Annotated in this window: 9 protein-coding genes and 2 pseudogenes; 8 read left to right on the forward strand and 3 right to left on the reverse strand. The window is 44.5% G+C overall.

What is annotated here, in order from left to right; translation table 11 throughout:
* Window positions 1–288 precede the first annotated feature (288 nt).
* The 3 genes and pseudogenes from PLE7327_RS26735 (at window position 289) to PLE7327_RS18385 (ending at window position 2701) form a co-directional block, all read left to right on the forward strand.
* A pseudogene (locus tag PLE7327_RS26735) lies at window positions 289–1058 on the forward strand (ChaB family protein).
* A gap of 277 nt (window positions 1059–1335) precedes the next feature.
* Window positions 1336–1842, forward strand: coding sequence for a hypothetical protein (locus tag PLE7327_RS18380; RefSeq protein WP_015145280.1), 507 nt, complete (start codon window positions 1336–1338; stop codon window positions 1840–1842).
* Between the two features lie 79 nt (window positions 1843–1921).
* The gene (locus PLE7327_RS18385) at window positions 1922–2701 is read left to right on the forward strand and encodes a photosystem II S4 domain protein (protein WP_015145281.1); all 780 of its coding nucleotides are present in this window, start codon (window positions 1922–1924) and stop codon (window positions 2699–2701) included.
* A gap of 1 nt (window position 2702) precedes the next feature.
* Here PLE7327_RS18385 and PLE7327_RS18390 read toward each other — a convergent pair whose 3' ends face one another.
* Window positions 2703–5420: a cation-transporting P-type ATPase gene (locus tag PLE7327_RS18390; protein ID WP_015145282.1), complete on the reverse strand. Its 2718-nt coding sequence runs from the start codon at window positions 5418–5420 to the stop codon at window positions 2703–2705.
* An 864-nt stretch (window positions 5421–6284) separates the two neighbouring features.
* Between PLE7327_RS18390 and PLE7327_RS18395 the strand changes: the two genes are divergently transcribed.
* Together PLE7327_RS18395 and PLE7327_RS18400 are read left to right on the forward strand one after the other, a co-directional pair.
* A complete protein-coding gene (locus PLE7327_RS18395) occupies window positions 6285–7673 on the forward strand; it encodes a DUF2382 domain-containing protein (RefSeq protein ID WP_015145283.1) in 1389 nt (462 codons plus the stop codon).
* A gap of 166 nt (window positions 7674–7839) precedes the next feature.
* Window positions 7840–8337 carry a DUF2382 domain-containing protein gene (locus tag PLE7327_RS18400; protein WP_015145284.1) on the forward strand — a complete coding sequence of 166 codons (498 nt, stop codon included), beginning with the start codon at window positions 7840–7842 and terminating at the stop codon, window positions 8335–8337.
* 39 nt (window positions 8338–8376) lie between these two features.
* Here the strand turns inward: PLE7327_RS18400 and PLE7327_RS18405 are convergent, their stop codons facing one another.
* Window positions 8377–9078 carry a hypothetical protein gene (locus PLE7327_RS18405; protein WP_015145285.1) on the reverse strand — a complete coding sequence of 234 codons (702 nt, stop codon included), beginning with the start codon at window positions 9076–9078 and terminating at the stop codon, window positions 8377–8379.
* 486 nt (window positions 9079–9564) lie between these two features.
* Between PLE7327_RS18405 and PLE7327_RS23685 the strand changes: the two are divergent.
* Window positions 9565–10423: pseudogene (locus PLE7327_RS23685) on the forward strand (transposase).
* A gap of 97 nt (window positions 10424–10520) precedes the next feature.
* Here PLE7327_RS23685 and dapB read toward each other — a convergent pair.
* Window positions 10521–11348: a 4-hydroxy-tetrahydrodipicolinate reductase gene (gene dapB, locus PLE7327_RS18415; RefSeq protein WP_041392351.1), complete on the reverse strand. Its 828-nt coding sequence runs from the start codon at window positions 11346–11348 to the stop codon at window positions 10521–10523.
* A 67-nt stretch (window positions 11349–11415) separates the two neighbouring features.
* Between dapB and PLE7327_RS18420 the strand changes: the two genes are divergently transcribed.
* Together PLE7327_RS18420 and uvrA are read left to right on the forward strand one after the other, a co-directional pair.
* On the forward strand, window positions 11416–12684 hold the full coding sequence (locus tag PLE7327_RS18420) for a cyclic nucleotide-binding domain-containing protein (RefSeq protein ID WP_015145287.1): 1269 nt from the start codon (window positions 11416–11418) through the stop codon (window positions 12682–12684).
* Between the two features lie 163 nt (window positions 12685–12847).
* The gene (gene uvrA, locus PLE7327_RS18425) at window positions 12848–15766 is read left to right on the forward strand and encodes an excinuclease ABC subunit UvrA (protein ID WP_015145288.1); all 2919 of its coding nucleotides are present in this window, start codon (window positions 12848–12850) and stop codon (window positions 15764–15766) included.
* Window positions 15767–16066: the final 300 nt, after the last annotated feature.

Below are 16066 nucleotides of genomic sequence, written 5' to 3' on the forward strand. Positions count from 1 at the left end.
TGGTAGCATACTTGACTTTAGACTGTCTGCTATGGCAAGCAAGAAAAAGGCAATCTTCGCAATTATTTCCCCGATCGCGAATTGATAATTGAAAATTGTGCTTCAAAAACTGGGTTTTTCATAATCATGTTCCCTTGGTTTTTCTCGATTGGCTTTTCGATCTATTCCCTAAGTTAGATCGACGCGCAAAATTTTTCTTTGAGTTTCTTTCGTCTAATAGATGCATAACCTAGGAGAAACTTGTTCAAATAGCAATGAAGTTACACAAAAGATCGGGATAAAAAGTAAATGCCTGAAGAATACCCAACAGAACGCACGATTACCGCCGTTTTTAAACAAGAAAGCCAGATTAATGACGTAATTAAGCGTTTGTTAGACAGAGGAGTGTCCCGCGACCATATCTCCGTTATGGGCAGAAATTTTCAGTCCCAAACGCGCATTACTGGCTTTATCACCAAAAAAGATGTCATTCTCAGCGGACTCAAAAATGGAGCTATTTTCGGGTCTTTATTTGGTTCTTTTCTGAGTCTGCTAACAGGAGTTGGAGTCCTATTTATCCCCTTCGTCGGTTCGGTAGTTGCCGCAGGTCCGATTAGCTCGATTTTACTGGGAGCGGCAAGCGGCGCGATCGCTGGAAGTGCAGGAGCTGGCTTAGCATCAGCACTCGCTACCCTCGGCATGCCACAAGACAAGGCAGCTATTTATGAAACCCGTCTAAAAGCCGGAGATTTTATCGTCATAGTGGAAGTTCCTGCCGATAAATCCGGGGAATTTCAACTCTTACTCGAAAGCGCTGGCGGAGAGGAAATTCACACCACCAATGCTCCCTTATCTCGTGTTTGTCGCGGTCGTTGTGGGGCAGCCCAGAAGACTTATCGCCCGAAGTTCGCTCCCATCTCTCACCAGCTGCTCAGAAAATCTTTATCGAGCGCTACAACGCCGTTTGTGATGAGACCAATGACGAAATCCAGGCAGAGCATGCCGCTTGGGACAAGATTCGCCAAGAATATGAGGAAGACGAAAACGGCATTTGGTCTAAGGCTAAAGTAGCAGTTTAATCTTCCTCTTAGGGTTTGGCATTGCCAAACCCGTACCTCGTCCATTGAAATGGACTGTGTATAATAGTCCTCTTGAAGAAGACTTGGGCTGTTAGCTTGGGATTTGAATCCCAAGCGAGTCTAAGGTCGGGCGGGGGGTTCGCAGTGCGCAATTTTTCGAGAGTACGAGCAAGTACCGATCATCGTAATTGCGAATTGCCTTTGCATCACCTACTAGCAAACCCGAAGGGTAACTGATAAATTGTAGTTATCCCCTCATCGCAACCGATTGAGAACGATGAACTATCTGATTGCCGTACTACCCGATCGCACTAAGGCAGAAGCTGCCTACACCGCACTCGAAAAAGCTGGCATTCCCACCGAGCAACTAACGATTCTCGGTCAAGGCTACAAAACGGCAGACGAATTCGGTTTAATCGATCCTAAAGAGCAAGCCAAGAAACGAGCTATCCTGATGGCATACTGGCTAGTTCCCTTCGGTTTTGCTGCGGGTTATGTATTTAATCTGATTACTGGTTTGGATACCTTTGACTGGGCAGGAGAACCGGGCAACCACATTTTAGGCGGACTTGCAGGCGCAATTGCGGGCGCAATGGGAAGCATCTTCGTTGGCGGTGGCGTTGGTTTGTCATCCGGTAGCGGTGATGCCCTCTCTTACCGCAATCGCCTCAATGCAGGTAAATATATTATCGTGGTGAAAGGATCGGAAACGATTAAAAATCAAGCAACTGCTATTCTCCGCGAGTTTGAGCCAGAAAATCTCCAAGGTTACAAAGAATCTTGAGATTGGTCATTGGTCATCGATCGTCGGTCATTAGCCTTAAATTAGCCTTAAATTAAGGGACGAATGACAAAGGTAAAATATGCTGCCAAGAGAAGAATTATTAAAAGGGGTCGAGAATCGAGAAGAAATTGCTCGCATCGTCGATAAAGCCGAACAAGCTCTCAGAACCTGGGAAGTGGCTTTAACGGACTTTCTCTCGCCCCCCGTTTTGGCAGAAGCGCAGCAAATTTTTGGACGTTTGACCGAAATCGAGTATATTGCTTGGGGAGGCTATCCGCAGGCAGAACGCCAGCGAATCGGAATGGCGCGATCGGACATTCCACTGGATCTTTCGCAAATTCAAATAACTGCTCTCGATATTGCAGGAAATTTCCTCTTCGATCCCGCCAATCATCGAGATTTTTTAGGCGCGATTTTAGGAACTGGAATCGTCCGCGATAAGGTAGGAGACATTATCGTTTTAGGAGAAAGAGGCGCACAAGTTCTCGTCGTGCCAGAAATAGCAGAATTTTTGGAAACATCTTTAGTGCAAGTGCGTTCCGTGCCCGTCAAGACTCAGCGCATCGATTTGAGCGAACTTAAGGTATGTCCGCCTCAGAAAAAAGAGATAACAACGGTTGAAGCTTCGATGCGACTAGATGCGATCGCTTCGGCAGGATTTGGGATGTCTCGCAGCAAGATGGCAGACGCGATCGCGGCGGGAGAGGTTAGAGTCAATTGGAAAGAGGTGACACAAGCTAGCTATACGGTCAAAATGGGAGACTTAATCTCGGTGCGGGGGAAAGGGCGCTTGCAAGTCAATGAAGTCGATCTCACCAAAAAACAACGCTATCGCGTGCAACTAACCCGTTTTATTTAGCTTAAACCGCGATTCTTCTAAACTTTCTATTCTTAAAAAGTTTCCAGATTTGAATAATTAATAATGGAATTGTACTCATTCCCAAAATTAATCCCCATTGCTCTAAACTGGGAGGATCGATTAGTAGTACTTGTGCTATGAAGGGAACATAGACAGCTATGAGAATCAGTCCCGTACAAATCAGTAGCGCTAACCAAATAAAGCGATTTTGAGTTATCTCATTGCGGAACAAACGAGAGTCGCTATCGCGCATATTGAAGACGTGCCAAAGTCTTGTAAAAGCTAGGGTAAGGAATGAGATCGTAACCGCCCTGCGTTCCTCCAAACCCAACACCCTAAGAGAGAAAATAAATACGCCGAGAATGGTAGCAGCGATAATAATTCCGTAACCCGCGATCGCGCCCCAGTGACGGCGAGTTAAAATTGGCTCGTGACTGGGACGAGGAGGATGCTTCATTTGTTGGGGATTACCCTCTCCAACTCCCAAGGCTAGGGCAGGGAAAACATCGTTAACCGCATTGATAAAAAGAATTTGCAAGGGAAATAAAGGTAAAGGCAGGTTAGCGATAGAAGCTACGGCTACGGCAATAATTTGTCCGGTATTGCCAGAAAGCAAATAGAGGGTAAACTTGCGGATGTTGGCAAAAATTGCCCGTCCCTGTTCGATCGCGGCAACGATGGTGGAGAAGGCATCGTCCTGAAGCACCATATCTGCTGCTTCGCGGGCTACTTGTGTACCGCGCTTGCCCATGGCAATGCCGATGTCTGCTTTTTTCAAAGCTGGAGCATCGTTAACCCCATCTCCCGTCATGGCAACTACCGCACCTGCTTGTTGGTGAATGGCAATCAAGTTGAGCTTTTGTTCGGGACTGACGCGGGCAAAAATCGGAACTTGTCGAAGTTGAAGTTTTTCTTGGTCGGATAACTCGTCTGGATTTTTCAATTCTTTGCCCAGTCTCGCTTCTGCTTCTTGCTCGCTGGTCAAACCTACCGCTAATCCAATCTGTCGAGCGGTGATCGGTTGGTCTCCCGTCAGCATAATTACTCGAATTCCCGCTTGCTGACATTCTTTAATCGCAGCTTTGGCATCCTGTCGCGGGGGATCTAGGAGTCCCAAAATGCCGAGGAATGTCAGTTGCTCGTAAGCAGGGGCATCGGGATTATCGACGGTTTTCTCTGCCAAAGCCAGAATCCGCAACCCATCTCGCGCCATGCGATCGCCTCGTTCTTGCCAGTAGTCGCGGTCTTGTTGGCTCATCGGTTGGGATCCCTCTGGCGTTAGCTTGTGGGTGCAGGCGGGAAGGACGGACTCCGAGGCACCTTTGACGGCAAAGTGATAACCATCTCCAGCTTTGTGAATGGTCGCCATCATTTTCGTCTCCGACTCAAATGCCACCTCGCGCACTTCGGGAAACTCACTGAGCAGTTCCTCTTTGTGAATTCCGGCTTTTGCCCCAGCGACTAACAGCGCCACTTCCATCGGATCGCCGATCGCATTGTCGTTGCTGCTTTCGGGTAAGTGAGCGTTATTGCACAGAACGCCTACTTCTAAAGCCGAACGCAAGATCTTCTCTTTTAACGGATCGATTTTCCTGCCTTGGCGGGTAAACTCTCCTTTCGCTTCAAGGGCTTCTCCAGTAACCTGTACTTCTCCCGATTCGAGGACAATCTGGGTAACAGTCATGCGGTTTTCGGTGAGAGTACCCGTTTTATCGGTGCAAATGATGCTCGTCGCCCCCAACGTTTCCACCGCCGAGAGGCGATTGATCAGGGCGTTGCGCTTCGCCATGCGCCACATTCCCCGCGCCAAAGCTACGGTAGCGACGATTGGCAGTCCTTCTGGAACGGCGCCCACTGCCAGGGCGACCGCCGTTACTATCATTAAATACAAATCTTTGCCGCCGAGAATCCCCGCGATCGCGACCAACACTACAATAATCGCAGTTACCCAAATCAGGTTTTGACCCAATTTATCCAGCCGTTTTTCTAAGGGGGTGATTTCTTCTTTTGCTGAGGCTGTCAGGGAGGAGATATGACCCAACTCCGTGTTCATTCCCGTGGCTACAACTACCCCTTCTCCAGTCCCTCTAGTAATTGCCGTCCCCTTGAACAACATGTTGGTGCGTTCTGCCAAGGGTAAATCTCTCTCTAAAGTGTCTGCGGTTTTACTGACGGGAACCGATTCGCCTGTCAATGCAGATTCATCGGCTTGTAATTTAGAAGCTTCTAGGATGCGCAGATCGGCAGGAACTAAATCGCCGCCTTCAAAGACAACGATATCTCCGAGAACTATTTCTTCAGAGGGGATTTCCTGCACTCTGCCATCCCTGCGCACTTTGGCATAAGTGCGACTGAGTCGCTGCAAAGACTCCATCGAATTGACAGCTTTCACCTCTGTCACAAACCCAATACCGGCATTGAGGAGGATGGCAATCAAAATCGCAATTCCCTCAACCCACTCTTGAAAAGAAAACGAGAGAATTGCCGCTACTGCTAGCAAGCCAACGATCGGGCTTTTAAACTGCTCGAGCGCAATTTGCCAATTACTGCGACGCTTTAGCTGCTGCAAGCGATTCCAACCATATTGCTGTCGTCTTCTCTCGATTTCGGATGCTGGCAGTCCGCGATCGCGATCGACTGACAAGATTTTGAGAACATCTGTTATTGCATGGGAACTAGCTTCTACGGAATCTAATAAATCTATGTTTGCGTTAGTCATGTTCTCAATTTCCGATCGATCGGTTCGACATCGGCAATGCTTTTTATACTAAAGCGAGTTCATCAATTTATCCTCTGCCTTATTGTAGATTTATTCCTTCGGTATCGGTTAGATTTTGGTTCAAAATCTTTACAATTTAAGGCTTCTTCCGACAGGAATTCAATTGGATGAACGGGACATTTAAGAAGATAATCCCTGGTACAATAAATGCAGTCGGAACAGGGAATTTGATGCTTTTTTAGCTAGTTGATATTTATTTTGCAAATTTTCCAACTTTTCCATACCAAAAACTAAGAAGAGATGAAACATGATTATTTTTTCTATATTAAACTCAATTTATTTTTGGGAGTTTTAAAAATAGGGAATTGTAAATTAATATTTATCGATAATGATCGCTGACCACTTTTCATATCTTGCATCAGTATGTTATTGTTAAAACCTCCTGATAACAGTAGGCAGAGTTATTTCATTCTGACTTGATTTCGCCAATAAATTTATTTCTTAAAACCCAAATATCAAGTCCTATAAGGCGGACTTTAGCTTCTTGGACAGGGAATTTCTTCTCTGGCTGCTAGAATGAAATCTCCTTGTAACAGCAAGTCGAGTCCGGAATTAAACTCCTTTCTGAAGCTAGTCTCTTTCACCCCTTCTGCCTTACGGAGTAAATATCTCCATCAACCTTTCTATCTAAAGATAAAATCAATTTTTTTAGTGACCCAATTTGCTCAAAATCTATATAATTAGTCAGAGCGAGTTCAATCGTTAATCTATCTCATTAGTTAGATGAAGAAAATTCCTGCGATCGCTAAGTTAGAAATATCAACTTTGCAAAAAAGAATAAGAAGAATTCAGGGAGAAAATTCCATGGCATTAAGAAAAATTGGCGATTTATATCCTAACTATAAAGAGGATATTTTTGGCGGCGATGATATCAAGAATTTTTCGGTTTACAGCGACAACGACAAAAAAATTGGTTCGGTTCAGGATCTCCTCGTCGATGAAGGAGGACGATTCCGTTATTTAGTCATAAATACGGGTTTTTTGGGCTTAGGAAAAAAAGTTTTACTTCCTGTAGGTTCAGCCAAGATCGATTACAGTCGCGAGCGAGTTTATGCATCAGGCTTTACTAAAGAGCAGGCAGAAAACTTGCCCGAATATAACGACAATATGACCGTTGACTACGACTACGAAGAAAGGGTCAGACATTCCTACAGAAGACCAACTACTGCAACTGCTGGCGTTGCTGGAACTGCTACCTCAGCTTACGATCGCAGCAGCTACAGTTACGATCGCGATCCCGAATTGTATCAAATGAGCGATCGCGAACACGGACGGTTCGGACAATACCAAAATCGTCTGATGTCTTTCAAAGATCGCTTCCGGTTCGGTAACAGAACGGGAAATAATCATCTGTACAAGATTGGCGATCTGTACCCAAACTATAAAGAAGACATCTTTGACGACGACGATATCAAAGGCTATTCAGTCTACAGCGACACAGATGAACGAGTTGGTGGCGTTTACGATATTCTCGTTGATGGAACGGGTTATTTTCGTTACTTTGTAGTTAATACAGGCTTCTTAGGCATTGGCAAGAAGATCTTGCTACCGATTGGCAGGACGAGAATCGATCGCGATCGCAATCGTATCTATGCAGCAGGTTTTACTAAAGAGCAAGCAGAAAACTTGCCCGAATATAACGACGATATGACCGTTGACTACGACTACGAAGAAAGAGTCAGAAATTCCTACAGAAGACCAACTACTGCAACTGCTGGCGTTGCTGGAACTGCTGCCTCGGCTTACGATCGCGATGCCGACCTCTACAATATGAACGAACAAAATCATCAACAGCTCAAGCTGTATGAGGAGCGTTTGATTGCCAATAAACACCGTTTCAATACTGGTACGGTAACAGTTGGCAAGCGGGTAGAAACCGATACCGCACGGGTTTCTGTTCCAGTAGAAAAAGAGCGCGTCGTTATCGAACGCAAAGAACCCACGAGTACAACTCCAGTCAATTCTGATGCTACTGCTTTCAAAGAAGGCGAAGTTGCTCGGATGGAAGTCTATGAAGAAACAGCCGACGTGCAAAAACAAGCCTATGTCCGCGAAGAAGTCAACATCAGAAAAGAAACCGATCGCGAAACTGTAGAAATGCAAGATACAGTGCGTCGCGAAGAACTGGAAGTTGATGCTGACGGAAACCCAATTATTCGCTCGGATAGCGAAAACCGTCGCGATCGCATCTAAAAGATTGAGGTCTACTCACTTTTACTAAGTAGAAGAAAGCTCCGCCTTACAATGGCGGAGTTCTCTAAAATCGTTCAAAGTTCACCAGAAAAGAGGAAATTAATATTACTAGGAAATCTGCGATCGGGAATTGGCTTAAAACCGTAGTTGCTGAGGAAATATTAAAATGAGTGAAGTTAAACAAACCCCTATGGCAAACGATCGCTTCGATAAAAAACAAGAGGCAACAGAAGACTTGTCGGTTTCCTTATTGGAAGAGAAATTACTGGTTAATCGCAACAAACGAAAAGTTGGTGAAGTAGTCATTCGCAAACAAATCGAAACTCGTTTTGTGCAAGTTCCAGTTCGATGGGAAAAATTAATTGTCGAACAAATTGGAGCTGAAAATGAAAATAAACAACTTGCAGAAATCGATCTCGGACATGGAGAGGTTACTGGAGTCGATCTCAAACAACTGCCTGCTCCTGATTCGAGTTACACGGTTAGGGGTGAATTTGTCTCGCTGAAGGCGGCTAGCAATCTTCTAGAAGCGATCGCTCTAAGATCGCCACATGGATGTTCTAAAGTCAGAATAGAAATAATAGTCAGCGATCGCGAAAAACAAGCAGTCTATCAGGAAACGATCGATCGTTGTTCGGTAAAAAAGTTAAATAATGGGAAATAGCCTAAATTTCATTGACTAAAAAAGCTCGCTCATCTCATTCTAACGCCTACGACGCTTGACAGAACTAGCTCTACGGCGAGGGGACGGAGCATCTTCGCCAGAACCACCTAACTCGCGACTGACTTGTAGAAAGACATCTCGCCGTAAATAAGGATATTCGCCTATCCAAAGATCGTTTTTGGGGAGATAGACATCGGTAATCTTGTCAATTCTATATAAATCGGGTTGCTTTGATAAAACCAACATCTCAGCAACTTGACCGGGGGTAATTCCTTTATGAATGCGACGCAAAGGCGCTTGCACGGTAGCGCGAAATCCCTCATTATCTCCTACTTCTAGGTTAATTCGTTTCTCCTTATTTTCGATAATAACTAACTCGCCCCGTTTGTTAACTGTTTCTTCCTCGCCAATGAGTTCTTCAGTAATGTATACATCTAGTACCTGACCTCGCCAAAAACCGCTATAGGGATAGCGACGGTAAGAATTGTTGCGCACGCTTGCCCAATAAACCGGACTCCACAACCAATACAAACCTGCAATGATATCCAGAATCAGTTTAATGGCAAGCCATCCCTCGCCAAAAAGTTTTCCCAATAACCAAAATGTCGTCAAAGCAACCATAGAAATCAATAGCCGCCTGATAAAGTCCGATGGCTTTCCCCAGTAATAGGCATACTGAGGTCCTGTAGCAATCAAAGGAATAATTTCTTCAAAGGTTTGACGAGTAAGGGGTACTAACATGAATTTTGTCTTTTCCAGACTCGGTTACCAAGATAAGGCAAGGCTATTTCCAGCATATCTGTTAGACACCAGCTTTTCCAAGCTTAACAAAGATAAAATGCTTTTAAGAGGACATCTGAACAGTCCATTTTGTCATTCTGAGTGCAGTAGAACGTAACAAAGAATCTCTGTCTGGAGTTGGTATACTAGATGGATTTTCGAGTGAGTGGAATACAGGATTTTTTCTTTTTCTCCTTTCCCCCAACCGACAAAAATTTTGTCTCTCATCTAATCTGAAAAGTGCTATAAGATATTTCGCTTCGAGATCGCTACGCTCAACATGTCATTCTGAACGAAGCGTTAGCGAAGAGAAGAATCTCCAAAAGGTATGTTGTTGTGAATCAATACTACGTTTCTCTGTACAGGACAAAAAAATGAGAGTAGAGGTTGCAATAGGTGACAGAAAAAGGGTCTCATAGAAAGTTACCACACAATCGTTGAACCCCTATGAACCAAGTTAACCTACTGCGAGACAGTTTGAAACCCCTTCTCCCATGGCACGGTGCTCGACTCAATTTTCTGGCTTTGTTTTTAATTGCCCTCATCAGAGTTAAAACAATAAATTTGGTAGAGTTAGCGGTAGGGTTTAGGAGCGAGGCGAAAACTGGTTCAAACTATCAGCGATTACAACGGTTTTTCAAAAAATTCGACCTTGATTATTCTTTGATTGCTAAATTGATTGTTGCCTTAAGGAAAATTCCGCAGCCTTGGGTATTAAGCATTGACCGCACAGAATGGTCGTTTGGGCCAACTCGTTTTCATATCTTTAGGCTGGGAATCTTGCATCAAGGAGTAGCTGATCCGATAGTTTGGACGATGCTGTCGAAGAAAGGCAACTCTAACAGTGATGAGCGGATGGATTTAGTCGATAAGTTTCGGGAAATATTCCCCGATGCCAAAATTGATTATCTATGTGGAGATAGAGAGTTTATCGGCCAAGAATGGTTAATTAATTATTATCTCGGATGACTCGCCCACCACAGCTATTACTGACTATGGTAAGCGTTGGAGCGTTGAAACTTTATTTGGGATGTTGAAAACCAGAGGCTTTGGTCTCGAATCGACTCATTTGACTGACTCACAGCGTTTAAGTAAACTGTTAGCTTTGATGAGTTTGGCTTGATGTTGGGCTATTAAAACCGGAGATTGGTTATCGTCTCATCGTCCTCTCAAGGTTAAGAAACATGGACGACAGCAAGCTAGCGTTTTTCGTTATGGCTTTGATTATCTTCGCTCTATTTTCACTGATTTGGATTTGAAATCCGACGACTTTCTCTACTCTTTACAATTTTTGTCCTGTACTTAGCAGAATGACATTTACTGTAGTTAGGTACTTTAGAGATTCTTTGCTTCGCTCAGAATGACATTTTACGTTGTTCTTGGTTATAAAAAAGAGTTTTTGACTACAATATCTTTTCTAATCCATAGACTAGGGATTTGAGTTGCGTTACTTTGCGGATGGCGAGGAGAACTCCAGGCATATAGCAAGCTCGATCCATCGTATCGTGGCGCAGGGTATAAATTTGACCGGGGGCGCCAAAAATGACTTCCTGATGGGCAATCAAACCGGGAAGGCGAACGCTGTGGATGCGAATGTTTTCTCCAGTTAATCCACCTCTTGCACCTGTAATCGTTTCGGTCTCTTTAACTGAAGTAGGATTGTAAGTTTTACCTAACTCGGAGAGCATTTCGACGGTTTTAATCGCGGTTCCGCTGGGGGCATCTGCTTTTTGATTGTGGTGCAGTTCGATGATTTCTACGTGGTCGAAGTATTGAGAAGCTTGGATGGCAGCTTGTTGCAGTAAAACTACACCAATACAAAAATTGGGGATAATTAAGCAACCCGTACTGGCTTTTTCGGCAAAATCCGCGAGATCCTGAATTTGCTCTGGCGTGAGTCCGGTAGTTCCTACGACGGGACGAATTCCATAGGCGATCGCGCTGCGCACGCTATCATAAACGCTATTGGGATGGGTAAAATCTACCATTACCCCTTGTACTTTCTCCTGGGTGGCAAGTACTAAGACACTCTGTAAGTCATCAACGATCGGCACTTCTAACTCGCCGCATCCTGCGACTTTTCCAGCATCTTGCCCCCGATAGTCGGGATTGCGGTCTACCGCCCCGACTAAGATCATATCCTCAGCATTAGCAACGGCTTTGATAACCTCGCGACCCATTTTGCCTGCCGCACCGTTGACGACGACGGGGATAGGAGATTCATTTGCCATCATTGTTTGAGATATCCTTTTGTTATGAACATGAGCGCGAAAAATTGACACCCACTCCAGTCATCTTATGGCGATCGCTGCATTCTTACAAGGCGTATTAGGTGCTTCCAGTTTAGCAATCGGGGCTTGCGTTGGCGTTAGTTGGCAACCCAAGCAAGCGTTTTCTGCTGCGATTATGGCGTTTGGCAGTGGAACTTTGATTTCTGCGATCGCGTTTGAAATTACGCCAAAAGTGTACCGAGAGAATGGGTTTCTCCCCCTCGCGCTCGGATTTGCAATCGGCGGGATCTTATTTACCAGTTTAAGTCAATATATCGACGAGCATGGGGGATTTTTGCGAAAACCCGCTTCGAGTCGTCGCTACTTGTTGGAACATCAAGCAGAAGAAACGGATGTTTTGAAACGAATCGCTCGCGTCGAGGTGATGCAGCACCTTCCTGGATCGGAAAAAGAAGCTCTAGCGGCTCTTTTGAGTCCTACCTACGCTCAACCGGGAGATATATTATGCCGAGAGGGAGATCCGGGAGATTACTTCTACATGATTGTATCGGGAGAAGCAGAAGTTCGTAAGGGACGCTCGGTTCTAACGACTTTGGGCGAGGGAGAAATTTTTGGAGAGATGTCGCTGCTAACTGGAGAAGCGCGATCGGCTACTGTAGTGGCTCGCACGCCAATGGAATTATATCAATTAAATCAAGAAAATTTCGGTCGAGTCTTAATGCGCTCTCCTCATCTCGCTTGGGCGTTGAGTCGTACTTTGGCGCGTCGCTTGCGCATCTCAAACGAGTCACAAGTCGCAGCAGAACGCCATTTAGAGCGTTGGCGACAACAGTTGATGGAACAGGTAGAACTCGATCGCTTGCTACGAGAAGATCCCGCGACGATCGCCGGATTGGTCAAGCGTTCTGCCCCTATAGCCATTCTCATCGGTACGTTATTGGACAATATCCCCGAAGCAACTGCGATTGGTATGAATGCTGGAAACAGTCAAATCGGCTGGTCGTTTCTGCTGGCGGTGTTTATTTCTAATTTTCCCGAAGCTTTATCGAGTGCGGCGGGAATGCGCCAAGCAGGAACCTCTAAGCATCAAATTCTCGCTCTCTGGATAGGGGTAGTTATTTTGAGTGGATTTGTCGCGATCGCAGGGTATTTTTTAGAAAATAGCATTTCCGATGTATTCGTTGCGATCGCAGAAGCCATTGCAGGCGGCGCAATTCTAGCGATGCTGGCTAGTACCATGATGCCTGAAGCCTTCGAGTTAGGCGGCAGTTCGGTGTCTTATTCCACCATTGCCGGGTTTTTGCTGGGTTTTGCGATCGCATCGATTGGGTTTTGAGATTTGCCGATCGGCAGAAAAAAATCTAGCAAAATAGTATATGCTGGCTCAGTTATTGGTTCGCGAGCTGAGATCTCGCACCTTTGGCAAAAGCTCAACTCTATTAAAATAGACTGAAATTCCTATCGGGTCTTCTTTATTAGCCAGGAAATTAATTACAATCATGGCTCAGTCCCAAGCAAATCGAAATCAAAATACTATCCGCATCCGCGGCGCAAGGCAACACAATCTCAAAAATATCGATCTAGAGATTCCCCGCGATAAACTGATCGTCTTCACGGGGGTTTCTGGTTCTGGAAAATCTTCTCTGGCGTTTGATACGATTTTTGCCGAGGGACAGCGACGCTATGTTGAATCCCTCAGTGCCTATGCGCGTCAGTTTCTCGGACAATTGGATAAACCCGATGTAGATGCGATCGAGGGGTTAAGTCCTGCCATTTCCATCGATCAAAAATCCACTTCTCATAACCCGCGTTCTACGGTTGGAACGGTTACGGAGATTTATGATTATCTAAGACTGTTATTTGGTCGTGCGGGAGAACCTCACTGTCCGATTTGCGATCGCAATATTGCCCCGCAAACCATCGATGAAATGAGCGATCGCGTCATGGAACTTCCCGATCGCACCCGCTTTCAGATTCTTGCTCCCGTCGTTCGCGGCAAAAAAGGAACGCACAAGCAATTGTTATCGAGTTTAGCCTCTCAGGGATTCGTGCGCGTCAGGGTTGATGGAGAGGTGAGGGAACTTGCCGATGCGATTGAATTGGATAAAAATCATAAACACGATATTGAAATCGTTGTCGATCGCTTAATTAAAAAATCTGGTATCGAAGAACGTCTAGCCGACTCTCTGGCAACTTGTCTCAAAAATTCTAGCGGCGTTGCCGTTATCGAATTGTTAAACGATCCTCCGTCTACAGAGACAGCAACAGAATCAAATAACGGTAAAAAACCCCAACCCAAGACACAAGAAATTATCTTTTCAGAAAACTTTGCCTGTCCCGAACATGGGGCAGTTATGGAAGAATTATCCCCTAGATTATTTTCCTTTAACTCTCCCTATGGCGCTTGTCCCCACTGTCACGGATTGGGAAGTTTGCGAACTTTCTCGCCAGAATTAGTCATTCCCGATCCCACACAGCCAGTTTACGCCGCGATCGCGCCTTGGTCGGATAAAGATAATTCCTATTACCTTTCTCTAATCTACAGCATCGGACAAGCCTATGGATTTGAATTACAAACTCCCTGGAATCTACTCACACCCGAACAGCAACACGTCCTTCTCTATGGCAGTGAAGAACCGATCTATTTTGAAGATGATTCCCGCTTTCGAAAAGGCAAGGGATACTATCGCAATTTTGCTGGCATTCTTGCCATGCTCGAGCGCAATTATCAAGAAACCAGTTCGGATGTTATCAAACAAAAATTAGAGAAATATATCATCAATCAACCCTGTGATGTTTGTCAGGGGAAAAGACTCAAACCCGAAGCCCTTTCAGTTAGATTAGGACAATATCGAATTACCGATTTAACCAACGTCCCCATTCGAGAATGTTTGGAAAGGATCGATCGCTTACAATTAACCCCCAGACAAGCCATCATTGGCGATTTAGCACTGAGAGAAATTAAAGCGAGATTGCAATTTTTAATCGATGTTGGTTTAGATTATTTAACCCTAGACCGTGCCGCCATGACCCTTTCGGGTGGAGAAGCGCAAAGAATTCGTTTAGCAACTCAAATTGGAGCGGGATTGACGGGAGTACTTTATGTCTTAGACGAACCCAGCATTGGATTGCATCAGCGAGACAATGGACGCTTATTAAATACTTTGAAAAAATTGCGAGATTTGGGCAATACCTTAATCGTTGTCGAACACGATGAAGAAACGATTCATAGTGCAGATTATCTCATCGATATTGGACCCAAAGCAGGGATTCATGGAGGAGAAATTGTCTGTCAGGGGGATTTAAAAACTTTACTCCAAACTGAAGCTTCTTTAACGGGAGCATATTTATCGGGAAGACAAGTTATAGAAACTCCTGAAATCAGAAGAGAAGGAAATGGATTTTCTTTATTTCTCAAAAATTGTCACCTTAATAACCTCAAACATATCGATGTCGAAATTCCCCTCGGTAAATTAGTTAGTATTACTGGGGTTTCTGGTTCCGGAAAGTCTACCTTGGTCAACGAACTTTTATATCCTGCCTTACAACATCATCTCACCCGTCAAGTTCCTTTTCCTAAAAAATTGGGAGAAATTAAAGGACTTGATGCTATTGATAAAGTCATTGTTATCGATCAATCTCCGATTGGGAGAACACCTCGTTCTAATCCGGCAACTTATACTGGAGTTTTTGATGTTATTCGCGATATTTTTGCCGAAACAATTGAAGCAAAAACAAGGGGTTATAAACCCGGACAATTTTCTTTTAATGTCAAAGGAGGACGATGCGAAGCCTGTGGCGGACAGGGAGTGAATGTTATTGAAATGAATTTTCTCCCCGATGTGTACGTGCAATGCGATATATGTAAAGGCGCAAGATATAACCGAGAAACTTTGCAAGTGAAATATAAAGGAAAATCCATTGCCGATGTTTTAGATATGACAGTTGAGGAAGCTTTAGATGTTTTTCAAAATATTCCCAGAGCTTTAAATCGTTTGCAAACATTAGTCGATGTCGGATTGGGTTATATTAAGCTAGGACAACCTGCTCCTACTTTATCTGGCGGAGAAGCACAACGGGTAAAATTAGCCTCGGAATTATCTCGTCGCGCCACAGGAAAAACCCTTTATTTAATTGACGAACCGACGACGGGTTTATCCTTTTATGATGTTCATCATTTATTAAACGTATTGCAACGTTTAGTAGACAAAGGGAATTCGATTTTGGTCATCGAACACAATTTAGATGTGATTCGTTGTGCAGATTGGGTAATCGATTTAGGACCAGAAGGCGGCGACAGAGGCGGAGAAATTATTGCAGTTGGAACGCCAGAAGAAGTGGCAGAAAATCCTAATTCATACACGGGTCAGTATTTAAAGCAGGTGTTAAAGCAGCATCCACCGAAAGCGATCGCTTGAAAAAATAGCTTTTAGCTGACAGGTTGTCCCAAAAGTATAAAATGCGTCATGTTGAGCGTAGCGATCGCGAAGCGAAACATCTCCCAATTAGTAATTCGCAATTAGTCAGCAGCTCTGTGTGCGATCGCGGAATCCATAAAGTTTGTACGGACGGGTAGGGGCAGGTTTGATAAAAAAGAATAAGAATAAAATCTAAAAGTAATTAGCTAAACCTGCCCCTACAATAACCAATCGAATATATTTTACGCCACAAAGATTAATTAAATTTCTACTTATTTCTACTATTTTCCACTTTATTAT

Origin of the sequence: Pleurocapsa sp. PCC 7327 (genome assembly GCF_000317025.1) — a bacterium.
Taxonomy (GTDB): domain Bacteria; phylum Cyanobacteriota; class Cyanobacteriia; order Cyanobacteriales; family Microcystaceae; genus Hydrococcus.